Origin of the sequence: Tenacibaculum jejuense, from assembly GCF_900198195.1 — a bacterium.
Classification (GTDB): Bacteria; Bacteroidota; Bacteroidia; order Flavobacteriales; family Flavobacteriaceae; genus Polaribacter; species Polaribacter jejuensis.
This window is the reverse complement of record NZ_LT899436.1, coordinates 2772201-2791471: the sequence shown is the minus strand read 5'-3', so window position 1 is coordinate 2791471 and position 19271 is coordinate 2772201. Positions and strand designations below refer to the sequence as shown.

Sequence of the window (19271 nt, the reverse complement as noted above, 5' to 3'; positions counted from 1 at the left end):
TGAGTTTTAAAAAGTAAGTTAAAGAAGACGAGATTGATATGTTAAATTTTAATAAGCAATGATGATTACCATTAAGAGTTTATATAAAAAAAATAAAGATTCTATTAGTTTATATACTATTGGTTTTATAGTACTAATTTTTCTGATAGGATGTAAAAGTAAGGAGGATTCTAAAACCAAAGATGAATTATATAAATCTTGGGAAGGAATCTATACTTTTTGTAGTTATAATAAAAAAGATGATAAAATTTATAGCGCTCGATATACATTTATTATTGACTCTCTGAATACAGTCGTAATTAATAACAAGCAAAAAGAATATCAAGGGGAAATCACTCAGCTTGGAGAAAAAGAAATTACCTTAAATTTCTTTGATAAAGACAGTGAAGAAGAGTACAGAATATCTAAAAACGATAGCACTTTTTTTGTAAAAGGAACTATACCTAAAAATGATTCTCTCGAAATAGTTGCTAACAGATATAGCAAGTACGAAGATTATTATAAATTAAGATTATCGCTAGCACAAATTTCTAGAATATATAAAACAGAATACACAGAAGGAAATGCTAGAGTAAATTCAAAAAACGGATTAGTATTAAGAAATAAGCCAACATTACAATCGGAAAAGTTAATTACAATACCTTATAATACTCCACTAACTATTATTGCCGATACTGATAGTTTTGAGTATTTAACATTAGGTAAAAATAATAAAGTAGTAGGAAGGTGGATACATGTGTATTTTAAAGATAGTGAAGGAGTTTTTCGTCAAGGATATGTTTTCGACTATTTTATTACTTATGATTATAATATTTACAATTTACCTATTGATAGATCTTCGGAAGATCCTGAAAGAGCTCAAATAGATATTTATAATGCAAAGCAATTTTTTGAAAACCTTGGTGACATGAGAACGCTAAATATCAAAGCGAAAAAGATTGATTTGCACAGATATTTAAAAAACAGGCTAGCATTAGAATATGACTATGATGAAATAGATTTTACAATCGATTTTTTAGATAGCCAACGTAATTATGGATATTTCAATAATTCTGTTGCGAAAATAGAAATGTTTCTACAAGGGTATTATGATTTAGAAATTAGGAGTGATGATAGATCAGAATTAGTGGTTCCTCCATTACATTTTTTTGGATGTCATGGAGTATTATTCAATAATGTAAAGTTTAAAACTAAATATACACAAGCAGATTACCATAAAGAGTCTGGTGAATCTTTTGCGTTTAATATTAATAGAACACAAAGTTTATTCTTTAGTAATGTAGAATTTAATAATCAGCAGTTTAAAATTAGTTATTTAAGTACAATGCCTTTAACGTTTGATTATTGTAGGTTTAAAAATTACACTAAAAATTGTATTGTAAGTAGAAATGAGTTTAAAGGAGAAGAGTATTTTCCTAGTGTAAATATTGATAATTCTTACTTCTGGAATAATAAGTTAGAAACTTTTTTTGAGTTAAGAGAAGAAAAAAATTCAATACGCAATTCTTTTATTGGATATAGTCATTTTAAAAATTTGAATACAAATCCGAAAACGAATTACGACAAATCTTTTTTCAATTTAGAAGATACCTACTTTACTAGTAATTCAGATAAATTCATATCGAGTAGAAAATAAAATTGAAGTTTACAATATTTTAATTTCAAAAAAAAGTAAAAAGTCAGATGATCAAAAAACTTTTAATTATCGTAGTTTTTATGTTGTTTTCTGTAGCTCAAGCTCAAGAAAAAGTTACCGAAGAAATGCTTAAAGAACAAGAGCAATTATGTGTTGATAAATATGATATTGAAAGAATAGAAAAAGATATTCACTCTTTCATAGACACATTATCAATCAAAGAAATAAAGAAAAGATTAAAAACGAACTTTAATTATATTGTAAATAATAAGGACACAATAATTAAACAACTACAGTATTACAGAGTAGCTGAAGACAATAGATTCGAAAGAGATACTAAACATTATACTCTGGAAGAAGAAAGATATGAAAAGAAAAAAAATATAAAGTCAACATTGGTAAATAATAACCATCTTCATTATAGAGATACAGTTCAAAATGGGGCATATTTTGAACAACTTTTTAAAGACAATGCATCATCTTTAAAAAACAAGGTAAGAAATAATGGAGCCACAGTTTTTAAATTTTCATCAGAGAAAACTATTCAACCATATTATTCTTTAAATCAACATTCAGAAAAGGAATTAAAAATTAGGAATATATATTATCATGATGGTACTGTTAATAACACACCAACATCGATTCCATCACATTCATTCCCTTTAAATAGTATTCCTATAGATCAAATGAAACATGTAGATAGTATTCAATTGGAATTCAAAATAAAATATGTTTCTAAGATTGATACCATCCATTTTAACAAAAGTGATATAGGAGTAAAAAAAGGAAATTTCAAACTTTTAAAAATGGAGAAAAACTATGTAGAATACGAAACTCCTAACGATTACTATCCATACCATAAAGGATCTATACTTGAAAAAGTGTTTTATACAAGTGAAGGTAAGGTTTTAGAAAATGAATACAGTTTAAGTAATATTTCACTTAAAACTTTAGAAGAAGATTATAAAGGTAGATTAAACTATCGTAAGATAAACTATGAGTATGTTAAAGATGCTACGACCAAAAAGCAAATATTCAGAATATTAAAATATCTCTCACTTAAATATATAAATGCAGATATTAAAAACAGTAAAAAAGAAAGAGTTTTAGTAAAAGGAAATGTAAATGCATTGACTTTATACTTAGAAAATAGAAGAGATACGATCACTTTTTTAGCAACATTAAAAAATGAAGCGCCAGTCACTAAATTGTACACGCATAAACTTGAAAATAAAACAGAATTCATAGATAAAAACGGAAAAATAATTACATCAATTCCCTATCCAATTTCATTCTATTATTCTTCAGTACTCGATGAACACTCAAAAAATATATTCTTTACAGATACTAAAAGAGTAAAAGATAGAACGTATTATTTTTTGAATAAAGAACAGCAACAAATAAATGAAATTCCGTATGATATTATTCAATTTTTATGTCCTTCAATTATAGTAGTAGAAGAAAAAAATAAAGAAGGGTATAAACTGTTGTCTACACAGACAAATAAGTTACTGTCAAACAAAACATTTACTCGTTATTTTGTAATGAGATTCTCCGATAAAAGAATCTATATGTACGATTCTAAAAATAGCTATGTGCTTTATGATCAGAATGATGAATTAGTTACTAAAAATTCAACTAATGTAAAATCAATAAGATTAGTAAAAGAGGATTATTAATAATTTTTAACTTTAAAATATTATGATGTAATTCATCATAGAGGCCTAGAAATACGGGTTAAAAACTAAAATAGAAAAGTGTATTAATTATATATTTCCCTGAAATTATATGGATACAAATTTTGAGTTTTAATAATAGATTTTTAAATAATGAGAGAGAAATTTTCCTTAATAATATTATTCATATCGTTAGTTGCTGTTAGCCAAAGCAAATATCTCGTAACAGCTAAAAGTGGTTTGTCTGTGAGAAATAAGCCTAGCATAAATGCGAGTAGAATAGGAAGATTAGATTTTAATGAAAAAATAACAATTACAGAAACGACAGATTTTTCATTTACTACAGAAAAAATAAAAGGATATTGGGTTAAGATTAAAAATCCAAAATTAGAAGGATATGTATTTAATGGTTTTTTAAAACCGCTTAGCCCAAACAAAATCACCTATAAAATCCATAGAAAAGATGGAGATATTCATGAAGAATTAAGAGCAAAAATCGATGGAAAAGAAATGAGCATAACAAAAGGTTGTTTCTCTATTTTAGAAGTACAAGATTATAATAATGATGGATTAGAAGATGTGCTTTTAGAACATGATGCTTGTGGAGGCAATTGTTGTGGTGCTTCTATTTCAATTTATGCTTTTAACGGAAAAGAATTTGTTGCTACTAAACAAGTAGGCTATGATTTTACAGGAATAGGATTGCATTACGATAAAAATACAGTTCGACAATTTGCGATTAGCAATAACCACATCGGTCATGGAAATACAGATTTATGTGAAGATGAAAGGAATACGTACGTTTTTGATAATTTCGAATTTAAATTGATTCACACAGAAAAAGATCGCAAGCTGAAAGCTATAAAGGAGATTAAATCTGAAGACTTTTTACCAGATGAATTCGGAAGAGAAAGTCGAGAAACTGAAGTGTTATCCATAGCATATGATTTAGATAATAATGGAACACCAGATCAAATAACTTCAGGATATTGGAGTAGATGGGGAATTTTACACGAAGTTGATATCATTTTGAATGGTAAAGTATTAAAAAATCAAAAAATCGGTTCGCCAAAACGAGTGGGTATTCTAAAGACTAAAACTAATAATGTTCACGATTTGGTAATCGAGTGTGATAAAATATTTGTTTGGAATGGAAAGAAGTACGTGTATGATAAAAAGAAATCAAAGACCAAGTAAGTTAAAGATGAAAGTTATTTTAAGTTGTTTCTGTATTATCTTCTTTTCAATTCAGATCTGTGCGCAAGTATACAAAGGAAATTTACAGTTTAAAACTCAAGAAGAAATCAATAAAGCATTTAGTACTTCAGGAAAACTTAAAGATATAACAAGTATTGAAGGATATGTTATTATTGGTGATCGAACAAGTCGAAGCAATATTAATAGTCTTCAACTATTTTCTAAGATTACCAACATTAAAGGTGGAATCTATATTTTTAGTAATCCGGAATTGAAATCATTACAAGGATTTGAAAAATTAACGAGCTTACAAGAGTTAGAAATTATAGCAAATTCACAATTAAAAAACCTTAAAGGATTTGATAATGTGATAGCAATTAAAGAATTATGTAAAATTACCCATAACAGTTCATTAATATCTTTAAAAGGTTTCAATACATTGAAAACAGTAGGAGAATTTGAGTTATTTCTGAATAAGAACTTGAAAAACTGTGATGGATTAGAAAAACTAAGTCATATAAAAACAAATTTTAGTATCGACGATAATGAAAATCTAGAAACGATAGCTTCATTAAAATTAAAAGAAATAGGGAATGTTTTAAGTATTAAAAACAATCATAAACTTCAAAATTTACAAGGTTTAGAGCACATAAAAAAAATTGACAATTTAGTGTTAACGAGTAATACTAGTATAACAACTTTAAAAGGTTTGAATAATTTAAAATCTGTTACTGGAGGAATTTTAATTAGAGGTAATTCGGCCTTAGTTTCTCTTGATGGTTTACAAAATCTACAAAATATAAACGACTATTTAGATATTTGGCTAAATAAAAATTTAGCTTCTGTATCACAGCTTAAATCTCTAACTAAAATAGGAGGTGAGCTTCATATTGCAGAAAATAAAGCATTAAAAACTTTAATTGGATTAGAAAATATAAAAACTGTAGGGAGTTTAAGTATTCGAGATAATCTAAACTTAAATGATTTTTGTGCGTTAACTATTCTATCTAAAAGTATAGAAGAAAAAGTTTTTACAACAAAGTTTGATGTTAAATACAATAAATTTAATCCTACAATTACTGATTTAAAAAAAGGAAAGTGTGTAGCGATTAATTAAGCTGTTTTCTAATTACTTTTACAAAATATTACGAATACTACTTTTTGAACTGTCAAAATTTAAACAGGATCATATGACAAGAATATACTACAAAGAAGAAAAATTAAGCGGAGAATCAATCCAACATAAATTTATTAATGTAGCACTATTCGATTATATCTTTAATAGTACAAATACCAATAATTTTGAGTTAAAAGTTAACTCTAAATTACCATTACCAAAAGCTATAAAAACTAAATTAGATGTATTTAAGAACGTACAAATAGTAAGAGACGATTTACATTATAATACAGAAGAAGGTGATTTTTATTTGCCAAATTCAATAGTTTTTACAGATAATAACGATTTTAGTTTTCCAACAGAATTTTATTTTATTTCCAAAATAGGAGAACAAATAGAACTCAGAAAATGTAACGGAGGAGAAGATGTAAAATGGTATCAAATACCTATTTTACATCAGTCAGTTCAAGATAAAAATGTAATTCTTAAAGTAAAAAACACACTAAAAAGAATCAAAAAACTAGTAGCAACTACTCATAATAAAAAGATAGAAGAAGAATTAAAACAAAAAGAATTAGAAAGAAAAAGAAAAATAGAAGAAATGAGGCCATTGCTAACAGAAAAGCAAAAAGAAGCCTACAGAGAACTAGTTTCTTTATGTGTTCAAGAACAATCAAGTAAAACTAACATTGTACAATTTATAGAAACATTAAAAAATTATGATAATGATGAAGAATACTTAACTACGTTTAATTACTTTCTAGAGTTTCTTGAAAATGAAGATCATAATTTCATCATTAGATTAGATTGGAAATCTGAAGTAGAAGATTTAGAATGGTCATTAAAATCATCATTAAAACAAAACTACGATGAGGTGTTAAAACTACCCAAACATCAAGATTACAATGCGAATACAACAGTATCACATGAGGGAGTTTTAGAAGATTATATAAAACCTTTACGCTTAATTGGACTTCAATTAGGAATTATTGACACAAAATCTGATGAATATATTCTTTTGTTACACAAACAAGAAGACAAAGAAAAATTAAAAATAGCAGTAGAAGGAATAGGATATACTTATCATGAGAAAGTATAACTAAGATAATTTCTTTTTAAAAACTTCAATTAACGATAAAACCCATTTTTGTATTTCGTTAGTATTTTCAAAGTAACGATTTGCTTCTATAACTATATTTTCTAAGACTTGAGCATTATCATCAATACGAGTTAAAGATTCAAAAGTTTGTTGAACTAATTCATTAGAATTTATAGTAATAAATTGCTCAGTAACTTGAATATCAGTTAATCCATCTAAATCAGCGTCAGGAAAATAGCCAGCAAAAAAATCAAAAAGTAAAGGATGTGTACTTTGTAAATCGTTCATAGAGTAATATTAAAAGAACACCATAAAAGTACAAAGCTTTAAGGTGTTCTTGTGTTATGTTAAAATTAATTATTCGAGTGCAAGTTAATATGAGTTTGATATTAAATTCTTTATTAATTTCATATAAACTGATATTTTTAGTTGTTTCGAATTCACGTTAGTTAGGATACGCAGTTAATATTCTATAACCATATCCAGAACAATTTCTACGTTCTAAGACCACACGTAATCTTCTAGAATTATAAGGTGAAGAATTTCCTCTTCTTAATACTTTACCAATATTCCTATGGTGAGAGTAATTTAAAACTAGTCGATAGCCACCACTACCATTTAACCAATTATTTACACGACTACTATTGCTGTTAATTGCATTATAAATTACTTGCCCAGCCTGATTCAATTCATAAAAAGTACTGGCAGCACTAATACTAGAATTGTTTAAACGCCAACGTAAATAACTATCAGATTTATTTACATGGCGTTCAATCGTGTGTCCGCCACAATTTTCATGTGTAATTAAAAATCCAGAACCACCTCGAGTTAGTATTGCATTTGTTTCAGAAGTATTTTCACTAGTTGTTTGGGGAGTAATTACTTCTGAAGGATTCATTACTAATTCTTCATCCTGACAAGACGTAAAAGAAGTTGTTATAAATAAACCTAAAAGGAATATTTTAAGATAGTAGTTTACTTTAAAAAGTTTCATAATGTATATATTTTTGAGGTTGATAAAATCGTCCACAAAATAGAAGTCTAATAAAAAGTTACCATCAAGAGTAGGTTAGACTTTAGTTAGGGTACTGTTAACTCATTTTAGCTATAATATCTAAAACTTTTTATCTAATTTGCAGTGAAATAAAAGAGAGAGATATCTTTTAGAAGAGAAAATTGCAGATGAATAAAATAAAGCAAATTTTACGAAAACATAAGTTTAAAATAATCTTTACAATACTTCTTGTTTGGTATTATTTTGCTTTACCTAAAGAGTTATTTAACACACCTACATCAACTGTAGTTACGTCTAGTAATAATGAGTTGTTAGGTGCTACTATAGCTAACGATGGTCAATGGCGTTTTCCTGAATTAGATTCTGTTCCTACCAAATTTAAACATTGTATTATTCAGTTTGAAGATGCACATTTTTATCATCATTTCGGTTTCAACCCTGTTTCCATTGTCAAAGCATTACAGCAAAATATAAAAGCAAAAAGAGTAGTTCGAGGAGGGAGTACATTAACACAGCAAGTTATTCGTTTATCAAGAAAAAATAAGCAAAGATCCTACATAGAAAAACTCAAAGAACTCATTTTAGCTACACGATTAGAGTTTCGGTATTCTAAACAAAAAATACTTCAATTATATGCTTCTCATGCACCTTTCGGTGGAAATGTGGTCGGATTAGAAATGGCAGCTTGGCGTTATTACGGTTTACAACCACATCAATTATCTTGGGCAGAAAGTGCTACTTTAGCGGTATTACCAAATGCTCCATCGTTAATTTATCCAGGAAAAAACCAACTGCGATTAAAAAAGAAACGAAATCGACTATTAAAAAAACTATTTCAAGAAGAAATAATCGATAGTTTAACTTACACATTAGCGATAGAAGAAGAATTACCTCAAAAACCACATAAATTACCTAATCTAGCTTCGCATTTTGTACAAGAAGTAAAAAAGAAACATAACGGAAAACGTATTCATAGTACTATAAATATTGAACTTCAACAGCAAGTTCAGAATTTAGCAAAGTTGCATTATCAGCAAATGCGACAAAATGAAGTCCACAATTTAGCTGTGTTAGTATTAGATGTAAATACAAGAAAAGTATTAGCTTACTTAGGAAATTCACCAACAGATAAAAAACATCAAAAAGATGTAAATAATATCATAGCTCCTAGAAGTACAGGAAGCACGTTAAAACCGTTCTTATACGCCCATATGTTACAATCAGGAGAGTTATTACCAAGTCAATTAGTAAAAGATATTCCGACAGAAATTGCAGGTTATACACCAAAAAATTTCGATTTATCTTTCGATGGTGCAGTTCCCGCTGATGAAGCTTTAACACGATCTTTAAATATTCCAGCAGTTCGAATGTTACAGGAATATGGATTAGAAAAGTTTAGAGATCATTTACAAGAATATAATATTACACATATTAATAAATCAGCAGATTATTACGGGTTGTCATTAATTCTTGGTGGAGCAGAGGCGAGTTTGTGGGATTTGTGTAAAATTTTTGCAGGTTATGCAGGAACGGTAAATCATTATGAAACCTTAAAGCATCAGTATTATAAAAATGAGTTTGTAAATCCTGTCTATCAGAATACCAGTAAAGTTGATTTTGGAAAAGTAAATACCAATCAAAGTATTATCGATGCAGGTTCGGCATATATCACTTTAGAAACACTTACGAATGTAAATAGACCATTATCTGATCAAGCATGGAAATACTATGATTCTTCTCAAAAAATAGCATGGAAAACAGGAACAAGCTTTGGTAATAAAGATGCTTGGGCAATAGGAACTACATCGAAATATGTTGTAGGTGTTTGGGTAGGAAATTCCGATGGTGAAGGACGACCAGATTTAACAGGAGTTGGAAGCGCCGCGCCACTTATGTTTTCTGTGTTTGATGTATTACCAAAAGCAACTTGGTTTTTAGAACCGTTTGAAGATGTAAAAGAAGTAGCTATCTGCAAACAAAGTGGTTGTATTGCATTACCAATTTGTCCATCAACAAAAAGAAGAGTTTCCAAGAATGGAGTTAGAGGAGCATCTTGTATGTATCATCAAGAAGTATTGTTAGACAGTGATGAAAATTTCCGAGTAAATTCTGAATGTGAATCAGTAAATAATATGATTACAAAATCTTGGTTTGTTTTACCTCCATTAATGAGTTACTATTACAAACAAAAAAATCCAGAGTACAAAAAATTACCAGAGATAAAGGCAGGATGTTCAACAATAGAAAAAAATACAATTGATTTTGTATATCCAACAACTATTCAGTCTAAAATGTCTCTTACTAAAGATAATAATGGAGATATTAATCCAATTCTAGTAAAACTCACACATAGTAATCCTGAAGCCAAAATTTACTGGTATATCGACGATACTTTTATGAAAGTAACAGAAGAATATCATGAATTACCAATTCAGCCCTCAAAAGGAAAACACACTATAATGGTTATCGACGATAATGGAAATGAAGCCAAACGTTTCATCGAAATTTATTGATGAAGTATAAATAGAATTAATTCTAGTCTATACTTGCTGATTGAGTTCACTGAAGCCCAGTTACTGAGCTACGTCGAAGCCAAACCCGGTGGCTGAGCTTTGTCGAAGTCAAGCTTGATGACTGAGTTTATCGAAGTCAATACGGCCCTTCGAGAACCTCAGGGACCTTTGCAATCAAAATAAATTAGTATGAGGATGGAGGCTGTACCTTGCCGAAGTTAAATCTGTTGACTGAGTTTATCCAAGTCTGGTGACTGAGCTAAGTCGAAGTCAGAAATCTATTAAAATCAACACATTAAATATAACATCAATTATTCTCTTTTTTACATGTGTTAAATGATCAACAATAGAAATGCTTCAAAGTTTTATTATCAGCTAAAAATAGTATACATTTACAGGTAATAATTAAATAAAAATGTTAGAATTAGCAGGAATTATCATTTTAGGGATTTTAGCGCAGTGGGTAGCATGGAAATTGAAAATCCCTGCCATATTACCTTTAATTTTAATCGGATTATTAGTAGGTCCTTTCGCAGCAGAATTCTTTAACGATGGAAGCAAATGGATAGAACCGATATGGAATGGAGAAAAAGGTTTATTTCCAGGAGAAGGTTTGTTTTATTTTGTATCACTTGCCATTAGTATTATTCTTTTTGAAGGAGGTTTAACACTTAAAAAGAGCGAAATAAGGAATGTAGGACCAGTAATTACAAAACTAATTACTTTAGGTTCTGTGGTTACTTTTTTCGGAGCAGGTATTTTCGCAAGATATATTTTCGATTTAAGTTGGGAAATGTCGTTGTTATTTTCATCATTAATTATTGTGACAGGTCCGACTGTAATTTCTCCAATTTTAAGGAATATTCCATTAAAGAAAGATGTTGCTGCTGTATTAAAGTGGGAAGGAATTTTAATTGATCCAATTGGAGCTTTAGTTGCCGTTTTAGTTTTTGAGTTTATAAGTGTTGGAGGTGATAGCGGATTTACACAAACAGCTTTAATTGAATTCTTTAAAATTGTATTATTTGGTTCTACTTTAGGATTTGTATTTGCAAAAGGATTAATTTTTATAGTAAATAGAAAATTTGTACCACATTACTTATTAAACGTAGTGTCACTTTCTATGGTTTTACTGGTATTTGTATTATCAGATTTATTAGCGCACGAATCAGGTTTATTAGCTGTTGTAGTTATGGGAATGGTAATTGCTAACAGTAAATTAAAAAGCTTTGACGAATTACTATATTTCAAAGAATCACTAACTGTTTTATTGATTTCGATTCTATTCATTTTATTAGCTGCAAACATGAAAATGTCTGAATTGCAATTAATTTTAAATTGGAAAACAGTACTATTATTCGCTTTAGTAGTTTTCATTGTTCGTCCTTTGGGAGTATTTATAAGTACACATAAATCTACACTACAATTAAACGAAAAAATCTTTATCAGTTGGGTTGGACCAAGAGGTATAGTTGCTGCGGGAATTGCGTCTTTATTTGGAACGAAACTGATGAAACAAGGCGTAGCTGGAGCAGAATATATTACACCATTAGTGTTTATGATTGTTTTAGGAACTGTATTATTAAATGCAACTACAGCAAGAATGCTATCTAAAATGATCGGAGTATTCTTAAAGAAATCAGAAGCAATTGTATTTGTTGGGGCTTCAAGATCTGCACGTTTAATAGCAAGTTATTTAAAACAAAATAATCGTCGTGTAATTTTATTAGATAGTAACAAGGATTATGTAAATGATGCGAAGGAAATGGGCATGGAAGCATTTAATATCGATATCTATAATGACAGTTTAGACAATAATGTAGAATTGAATGATGTAGGATATTTGATTGCTATGACAGGTAGTGATGTCATTAATAAGTATGCGTTAGAACGTTTTTCTGATATCTATGGAGAAATGGGAGCTTATCGTTTAGCAACATCAAGAGAAATAGCTTCAAAACAATTAGAAAACACTGATGTGTTGTTTACAGCAAATGATGATTTTATCAATGTAACAGAAACAGTTCGTGATTTTCCAAAAATGAATGAATTAACAGTTACATCTTCAGAAGACTTCACAGAAAAAATAGAAGCAATACTCCAAAAAGATAAAGCCATACCATTGTTTTTGAAATCTGATAAAACAATTAAAATTTTAGCAGAAGTAACTTCGCAAGACATCAAAGAAAATGATGTAATAGTGTATGTAGGAGAAACATTGTAACAGAATAAAAATATTCATAACAAAACCCCTTGAAGTAATTCAAGGGGTTTTTCAGTTTTCTTTTTTATAATTGGTTTATGGTTTTCCGTATTTAATACACCTATTGTTTTGTTATTTCCAATTTTTAAATGATTATAAATTTTTAAGAAAAAAATGAAACAATTTTATTTAACTATCTTATTATTATCAAGTGTACAAATTTATGCTTTAAAAGATTCTGTCTCTGTAGTAGATTTAAATTTCAGAATACCTTTAATGTCTGATTATAAGTTATTATACGGTTTTGCAGAAGGTGACAAAATTATAATTAATTACAAAGAAGAAAGAAATAAAAAACTAAAAACTTTTGAAGTAGGAGAATATAAGGGAAGTACTTTATATTCAGATTTTAATATGATTACTTTAACAAATAAAGTAATAACAATAAAGAAAACAGGAATCTACATCTTTAAGTTTTCAAATCTCTCTTTAGGTAAACGAGTTTGTAGTTTTAAGTTAGACAGAGTTCCTGCCTCTGAAAATACTATTGCTTTTGATACTACAGTGAAAGAAAGAGTAGTTGCTGATACAACTTATACTACAAGAAGAGAGACTTACATTAAAAAAGAAAAGTACATTGTTAAAAAAATACATGAGAATCAACATTTTTATGTAAATAGTGGATCGAATGCTTTTTTTAAAGGAGGAAAATCTAGAATTGCTTTACCGTTATATTTACCGAAAAATACAGTGAAATGGTATTATACAGTTGTAGCGTTTAGGGACAAAGCAAAAGTAGAAACTATGAAACAACAAATACATTTAACATCTGAATTAACTAAGTTGATTGATACATCAGGAGGATTAGGTTTTTTAGTAAATCAATTGACACTTCCACCAGGAAGAGATTATTGTGGTGTATACCTTATAAATCATAATAATTTAAATAATTTTTTTAATAAAAAAACTTATAGTTATTATCCTAGCGGAACTAGAGAAAATATTGTTGCTGCTAACGTCGAAGTTCCTAATACTTTTAGTGAACAAATGTATTTAGCAATTTTAAATCCAAGTAGGACCTATGGTGTTAATGTTTTACTAAGTGTTTCAGCTATTGTTTTAGAGCGAGAGTTAGAAGAGCGTACAATTAAAGATCCACATATTAATTATAGGAAAGAATTGTATCTAGATAATTAAACTTTAAACCTAACGGAAATCCACATTTTTTTCTGCAGAAATCACATTTTTTATCAAGTAGCTATACCATAATTTTGTGTATATAATTAAAGGGCAATAGATATGGAAGAAATCGTTTTTAAAACATTAGCAAACAAAAAGAAATATACAAGTATAGATCACTTTATAGCTGAAGTGATGAAAGGCAATGAAGCAGATGAGTTTATATATGACGGTATAAAAGATGCTGTTTTTAAACTTATCATTTACGGATTCATAACAGTAGATACTTCATCAGTAAAAAACTGTATAAGAAAAGAAGGTAACTTCTATAAAGCAAAAAAACTAGGCGGAGTAGGAGAATGGTTAAAATACCGTCAATCTCATAGAAACGCAGCTTAAACAACATAAAAATATAAAAACGAATCCTGAACTAGTTTCAGGATTTTTTATATGAATTTTTGAGTTGTTATGAATTGTTACTTAATTTAAATATGGCCCTTCGAGAACCTCAGGGACCTTATAATCAAATCGGTGATTGAGCCAAGTTTAGCTGAGTTTATCGAATTCGGGTGACTGAGGTTTTCAAAGTCATCGAAGTCAAACATGGTGACTGAGTAAAGCCGAAGTCAGACATCCAGCCCAAAAGTCTGTTTTAATTTATCCAGAAGTGGATTTTTCTCACGTAACTTAGCGTATTTTTCTTGTGGAGTGTAAGCGAACTTTTTTTCTACGGTTTCACTTACTTTAATATTAATTACAAGTCCATAGTTGTTTAAACGCACACGGATAAACTTTAATAAAGAAGGTTTACCTTTTTCAAGTTGATTCTTCATTAAAGTATTAGGGAGCGTTACAATAACCTCAAAGTTTTGATGTAATTTAGGTTGTCCTGCTAATAAGATAGAGGCTGTGTTTTTCTCTCCTAATTCTTGTAATTTAAAATAATATTTCTTCCAAGCTTCTTCTAGTTGTTCTTGGGTAAACGGAGTTCTAGGATGATTATCGTAGTTTTCTTCTTCAACTTCTACAACCTGTGTTTCTTTCTTTTGTTTTAAACCTTTAAAAGATAGGGCAGAAGTTCTACGTTTAATATTTTTAATTGATGGCTTTTTTTCCTCCTTTGGTTTAGTTTCTGCAGTTTTTGGTGGAGGTGGAACAGCTTTAGATTGTTGTACAGATGAAATCGCGTCAGCTACTTGTTTTTTAGTAGGAGCTAACGAAGTAAAAAAGGTAGCAGGAATTATAAAGTTGCTATTTTTTTTTTGCTCCATCAAAATTGATAGAGGCAATTTGCATTAAGCACAGCTCAACTAGCAATCGTTGATTCTTACTTGCTTTATATTTTAGGTCGCAATCGTTTGCCTTATCAATAGCCGGTAATAAGAAAGGCATGGCAGCCTTGTTGGCTTGTTCTAAATATTTCTTTTTGGTAGTATCTCCTACTTCTAATAAAGGAATTGTAGCAGCGTCTTTTGCTACTAACAAATCTCTAAAGTGTGAAGCCAATCCGCTAATAAAATGTTGTCCTTCAAAACCTTTTGCTAATACTTCATTATAAGCCATTAACACTTCAGGAATTTTATTTTCTAGTAATAAATCCGTCATGTTAAAATACACTTCATAATCCAGAACATTTAAGTTCTGAGTAACAGCTTCACGAGTTAAATTATTTCCAGAAAAACTAACTACACGGTCAAAGATTGATAACGCATCTCGCATCGCTCCATCTGCTTTCTGAGCTATAATATGTAAAGCATCATCATCTGCAGTAATGTTTTCACGTTCACAAATTACTTTCAAGTAATTTTTAGCGTCCAAAACACCAATACGTTTAAAGTCAAAAATTTGACAACGTGATAAAATCGTTGGAATAATTTTATGTTTCTCTGTAGTTGCTAAAATAAAAATAGCATGTGCTGGTGGTTCTTCTAAAGTCTTTAAAAAAGCATTAAAAGCCGCTTGAGATAACATGTGCACCTCATCAATAATGTAAACTTTATATTTTCCTGTTTGAGGCGGAATTCGAACTTGATCGGTTAAGTTACGAATATCATCTACAGAGTTATTAGAAGCTGCATCTAATTCGAAAATGTTAAATGCAAAATCTTCATCTGCACTATCTGAACTTTCTTGATTGATGCGTTTTGCTAAAATACGTGCACACGATGTTTTACCAACACCACGCGGACCTGTAAATAATAAAGCTTGAGCTAAATGGTTGTTTTTAATAGCATTTTCAAGCGTATTTGTAATCGCTTGTTGACCCACAACATCCTCAAATTTTTGAGGTCTGTATTTTCGTGCCGATACTATAAAATGTTCCATTCGATCTTGTGAATTATATAGCAAATGTAGCAAAGACTAAGACTAGAAACAAACAAAGTTTCTAACAATGTTTTATTATAAAACAAAGCATAAAGTTACTAACCTCATTATGATTATCATTACAGGTATAAATCAATAGAGAATAAATTAATAAAAAAAGCCTTACTCTAGAGTTAGTAAGGCTTTTATAAATATAACATAACAAATTACAACAACGAACGAAATTATTTGATAAAACTATCTATAATCTCATTTACTTGTTTTTTAGAAGCATCTGCTTTTAATTTAAAAAGATGCGAGTATAACTTCTTATTATCTACTTTTGCTTGTAAAGCAATATCTTTATCATTATCAAAAGCTTTATCCCATTTTTTACGAACTTTTTTCCATAATACTTGGTTGTTTTTCCACCAGTTTTGAGCAGCAATACATTTATTATCAGGAACTCTTTTGTACGTATTAAATCCTTTTTCTTGAGCTAATAAGAAATCTTCTTTACCATCTTCTCTAACTATTTTATCGTTATCCTGATTGTGAATCCAACCGTTTTCTGTGATTTCATGCCTGTTTCTTCTTAACATAACATTATAGTCAGATCTTTTTGTTAATTCTCTTCTCGCTAAAGGAGCATCAGCAGCATTTTCCCAGAAGCTTTTTCCATCAACATGTACCCAAGTTGCAGTTCCTTCGTATCTCGGACTATCATCTACTTGATAAACTTTTTGTGTCCATTGCCCTTGTACGCTTTCTTTGTCTAATTTTCTGTATTTCCAGTGACTATCTTTATGGAAAAGATATAAATCTTGGTTTTCGTACAGCCAATCTTGACGCCAATGTTTTACAATATGTGGCCTTTCTTCTGGACCAACAATCAGTAAATGTTGCATCTGAATTTTATTCTTTTTGTCAGTAATTACTTCTACCCATTCTAAAGCTTTGTCATGTTTCTTTTTAGATGGTTTATATAAACTGTCTTTAGAATAATTGAAGGTTTCAGCAAAATTGAATCCTACTTCAAAGCATCCACTCATAGATTTAATAGCTTTTAAATCTTTCGCTTTCTTGTCTTGTTGTGCATTAGCTATCAAAATGAAACTAATCATTAAAACAGTTACTACTTTTTTCATTTTATGTCTGATTAAATAATTCGATACAAATTTATAGTTTATTTAGATCAATTAAAAATAAAATATATATTTGCATCAAAATTATTAAGAATGTTTCTAAATAAGTGTTTCGGATTTTTAATTTGCTTGATTACTTTGAATAGTTTTTCACAAGAAAAGAAAGTAGTAAAAGATACGATTGATGATAGATTAGATGAAGTTGTGGTAACCGCAACAAGAACGAAGAGACAGTTATCTTCTTTACCAATGCCGGTAACTTTAATTTCTAAAAAACAAATTTTAGCAACGGGTTCTACTCATTTAAGAGATATTATTGCTGAACAAACAGGAATTATTATTGTTTCTGATGTAGGAAATTCTGAAGGAGTACAAATGCAAGGAGTTGCAGCCGATTATGTTCTGATTTTAATTAATGGTTTGCCTTTAGTTGGAAGAACATCAGGAAATATTGATTTAAATAGACTTTCGGTAAACAATATCAAACAAATTGAAATAGTTAAAGGTCCCTCTTCTTCTTTATACGGATCAGAAGCTTTAGGTGGTGTTATTAATATTATTACTAAAATGCCTGATAAAGATAAAACTTCTGGTAATGTTAGTTTTATGACTCGATTTTTAGCTCGTGAAGAATTAGATTTAAATGCTAATCTTACGCATCAAAAAAATAAGTTAGGAATAGACACCAGTATCAATTTAAACTCAGGAGGAGCTTTTGATTTATCGCCAGAAACTCCAGAAAATACAAGTGTACCATACCAGAATTTCACTGGAAATTTACGTTTGTTTTATGAGCTTTCAGATCAATTACAAATAAATACGGATGTTAGATATCTAAGTGAAGAGATTTTTGAAAATGGAGGAGATAGTAAAAAAACAGACTTTTATTCTTCATTAAATGTTTCGCATGAGTTAACTGATGCAATAAAAATAGATTATCTATTGTTTGGAACTCGTTTTAAGACAGAAAGTATTTTTAATGATGCAAGTTCAGTTTTTGATAGGACTTTATATAGACCTGAGATTAAAGCGGAGTTTGATTTCTCTTTCGGAAATATTATTGCTGGAGTGGGAGGGAATTTTGATGGACTCGAACGTACTTTTTTTGAAGGAAACGAACAATACAATGCCAAGTATCTTTTTGGACAATACGATACAAATATTGGAAAAGATTTAAATGTAATTCTAGGATTTAGATACGATACATTCAATAAATTTAAATCTGCATTTAGTCCGAAACTATCGGCAAATTATAAAATAAATAATTGGTTAGCAGCTAAGGCATCTGCTGGTTTTGGTTACAAAGTTCCAGATTTCAGACATCTGTTTTTCAACTTCAGAAATACAGGTAGTGGTTATATTGTGTTAGGAACACATGTGTTAGAAGATCTTTATGGACATAGACCAGAAGTTCAAAACCTAGATAAAGAACTAAAACCAGAAAGTTCTATTGGTTATAATTTTGGTTTTCAATTAAAACCACTTCGTGGTATAAGACTAAACATCAATTTCTTCAGAAACGACTTTAAAGACCTAATCAATACGTTTGCTGTAACTAGAGGAAACTTCTCAGATCTTCCTGGAATCTCTGTGTTCTCTTATGAGAATAGAGCAGAAGTATTTACACAAGGAGTAGAAGTTGACATGAATTATAAAATCAATAACAATTTAAGGTTTACAACTGGATATCAATTTTTAGACACTGGTGATAAACAAGAATTAGATGAAATAAAATCAGGGAATGTATTCTTTAGAAGAACTCCAAGTTCTCCATCAGAAAGATTAACAACAAGTCAATATTTCGGTTTACCAAATAGATCAAAGCATATTGTAAATGCAAAACTATTTTATGAAAACTTCGAACATAATTTCTCAGCAAATGTAAGAGTATTATATCGAAGTGAATATGCATTATTTGATACGAATAATAGTAGAGGGATTATAGATAATCATGATGATTTTATAACTGGTAACATGCAAGTAAATACGACACTCCAAAAAACACTTTTCAATATAATGAGTGTACAATTAGGAGTAGATAATGTATTTAATAACAGAGGAAGGGAAAACCTAGATAATTTTCCTGGTCAAGATTCAGCTTTACGTTTAGGACGAACTTTTTACACAAGAATACAATTTAACTTATAGGAACATATATAAATTTTAATACAATTAATAATAATAGTC

At 29.2% G+C, this 19271-nt stretch carries 13 protein-coding genes and 1 pseudogene; 10 read left to right on the top strand and 4 right to left on the bottom strand.

Annotated elements, in window-relative coordinates; genetic code table 11:
* The first annotated feature begins 61 nt into the window (after positions 1-61).
* The 5 genes from AQ1685_RS12435 to AQ1685_RS12415 all read left to right on the top strand — a co-directional run bounded on the left by AQ1685_RS12435 (position 62) and on the right by AQ1685_RS12415 (position 6725).
* Entirely contained in the window at positions 62-1636 is a 1575-nt protein-coding gene (locus tag AQ1685_RS12435) for an SH3 domain-containing protein (RefSeq protein ID WP_157730206.1), read from the top strand.
* A gap of 47 nt (positions 1637-1683) precedes the next feature.
* A complete protein-coding gene (locus AQ1685_RS12430) occupies positions 1684-3315 on the top strand; it encodes a hypothetical protein (protein ID WP_095072609.1) in 1632 nt (543 codons plus the stop codon).
* Positions 3316-3465: 150 nt separating this feature from the next.
* On the top strand, positions 3466-4509 hold the full coding sequence (locus tag AQ1685_RS12425; RefSeq protein ID WP_095072607.1) for an SH3 domain-containing protein: 1044 nt from the start codon (positions 3466-3468) through the stop codon (positions 4507-4509).
* On the top strand, positions 4481-5626 hold the full coding sequence (locus AQ1685_RS12420; protein ID WP_095072604.1) for a hypothetical protein: 1146 nt from the start codon (positions 4481-4483) through the stop codon (positions 5624-5626). Before AQ1685_RS12425 ends, AQ1685_RS12420 begins: the two co-directional genes overlap by 29 nt.
* A 73-nt stretch (positions 5627-5699) precedes the next feature.
* Entirely contained in the window at positions 5700-6725 is a 1026-nt protein-coding gene (locus AQ1685_RS12415) for a DUF6630 family protein (protein WP_095072602.1), read from the top strand.
* Here AQ1685_RS12415 and AQ1685_RS12410 read toward each other — a convergent pair whose 3' ends face one another.
* A complete protein-coding gene (locus AQ1685_RS12410) occupies positions 6726-7013 on the bottom strand; it encodes a hypothetical protein (protein ID WP_095072600.1) in 288 nt (95 codons plus the stop codon).
* A gap of 157 nt (positions 7014-7170) precedes the next feature.
* Entirely contained in the window at positions 7171-7719 is a 549-nt protein-coding gene (locus AQ1685_RS12405; RefSeq protein WP_095072598.1) for an RNase A-like domain-containing protein, read from the bottom strand.
* Between the two features lie 188 nt (positions 7720-7907).
* On the opposite strand from AQ1685_RS12405, the gene pbpC reads away from it, so the two are divergent.
* The 4 genes from pbpC to AQ1685_RS12385 all read left to right on the top strand — a co-directional run bounded on the left by pbpC (position 7908) and on the right by AQ1685_RS12385 (position 14034).
* Positions 7908-10253: a penicillin-binding protein 1C gene (gene pbpC, locus AQ1685_RS12400; protein WP_095072596.1), complete on the top strand. Its 2346-nt coding sequence runs from the start codon at positions 7908-7910 to the stop codon at positions 10251-10253.
* Positions 10254-10668: 415 nt separating this feature from the next.
* Positions 10669-12477 (top strand): cation:proton antiporter, encoded by a 1809-nt coding sequence (locus AQ1685_RS12395; protein ID WP_095072594.1) that lies wholly within the window; start codon positions 10669-10671, stop codon positions 12475-12477.
* Positions 12478-12630: 153 nt separating this feature from the next.
* Complete coding sequence (locus AQ1685_RS12390) at positions 12631-13653, top strand: hypothetical protein (RefSeq protein ID WP_095072592.1); 1023 nt, start codon at positions 12631-12633, stop codon at positions 13651-13653.
* 102 nt (positions 13654-13755) lie between these two features.
* Positions 13756-14034 (top strand): hypothetical protein, encoded by a 279-nt coding sequence (locus AQ1685_RS12385; RefSeq protein ID WP_095072589.1) that lies wholly within the window; start codon positions 13756-13758, stop codon positions 14032-14034.
* A gap of 227 nt (positions 14035-14261) precedes the next feature.
* On the opposite strand, the pseudogene dnaX reads toward AQ1685_RS12385, so the two are convergent.
* Both dnaX and AQ1685_RS12375 read right to left on the bottom strand, forming a co-directional pair.
* Positions 14262-15960 (bottom strand): annotated as a pseudogene (gene dnaX, locus AQ1685_RS20520) (DNA polymerase III subunit gamma/tau).
* 224 nt (positions 15961-16184) lie between these two features.
* On the bottom strand, positions 16185-17087 hold the full coding sequence (locus AQ1685_RS12375; RefSeq protein ID WP_095072587.1) for a DUF6607 family protein: 903 nt from the start codon (positions 17085-17087) through the stop codon (positions 16185-16187).
* Between the two features lie 90 nt (positions 17088-17177).
* Here AQ1685_RS12375 and AQ1685_RS12370 point away from each other — a divergent pair, with 90 nt between their 5' ends.
* On the top strand, positions 17178-19232 hold the full coding sequence (locus AQ1685_RS12370) for a TonB-dependent receptor plug domain-containing protein (protein WP_095072585.1): 2055 nt from the start codon (positions 17178-17180) through the stop codon (positions 19230-19232).
* Positions 19233-19271: the final 39 nt, after the last annotated feature.

Excerpts from the sequence above, each read along its gene's own strand:
- AQ1685_RS12415 (WP_095072602.1), top strand. The coding sequence starts at position 5,700 with ATGACAAGAATATACTACAAAGAAGAAAAATTAAGCGGAGAATCAATC.
- AQ1685_RS12395 (WP_095072594.1), top strand. The coding sequence starts at position 10,669 with ATGTTAGAATTAGCAGGAATTATCATTTTAGGGATTTTAGCGCAGTGG.
- pbpC (WP_095072596.1), top strand. The coding sequence starts at position 7,908 with ATGAATAAAATAAAGCAAATTTTACGAAAACATAAGTTTAAAATAATC.
- AQ1685_RS12390 (WP_095072592.1), top strand. The coding sequence starts at position 12,631 with ATGAAACAATTTTATTTAACTATCTTATTATTATCAAGTGTACAAATT.
- AQ1685_RS12405 (WP_095072598.1), bottom strand. The coding sequence starts at position 7,719 with ATGAAACTTTTTAAAGTAAACTACTATCTTAAAATATTCCTTTTAGGT.
- AQ1685_RS12420 (WP_095072604.1), top strand. The coding sequence starts at position 4,481 with ATGATAAAAAGAAATCAAAGACCAAGTAAGTTAAAGATGAAAGTTATT.
- AQ1685_RS12410 (WP_095072600.1), bottom strand. The coding sequence starts at position 7,013 with ATGAACGATTTACAAAGTACACATCCTTTACTTTTTGATTTTTTTGCT.
- AQ1685_RS12375 (WP_095072587.1), bottom strand. The coding sequence starts at position 17,087 with ATGAAAAAAGTAGTAACTGTTTTAATGATTAGTTTCATTTTGATAGCT.
- AQ1685_RS12385 (WP_095072589.1), top strand. The coding sequence starts at position 13,756 with ATGGAAGAAATCGTTTTTAAAACATTAGCAAACAAAAAGAAATATACA.
- AQ1685_RS12430 (WP_095072609.1), top strand. The coding sequence starts at position 1,684 with ATGATCAAAAAACTTTTAATTATCGTAGTTTTTATGTTGTTTTCTGTA.
- AQ1685_RS12370 (WP_095072585.1), top strand. The coding sequence starts at position 17,178 with ATGTTTCTAAATAAGTGTTTCGGATTTTTAATTTGCTTGATTACTTTG.
- AQ1685_RS12425 (WP_095072607.1), top strand. The coding sequence starts at position 3,466 with ATGAGAGAGAAATTTTCCTTAATAATATTATTCATATCGTTAGTTGCT.
- AQ1685_RS12435 (WP_157730206.1), top strand. The coding sequence starts at position 62 with ATGATTACCATTAAGAGTTTATATAAAAAAAATAAAGATTCTATTAGT.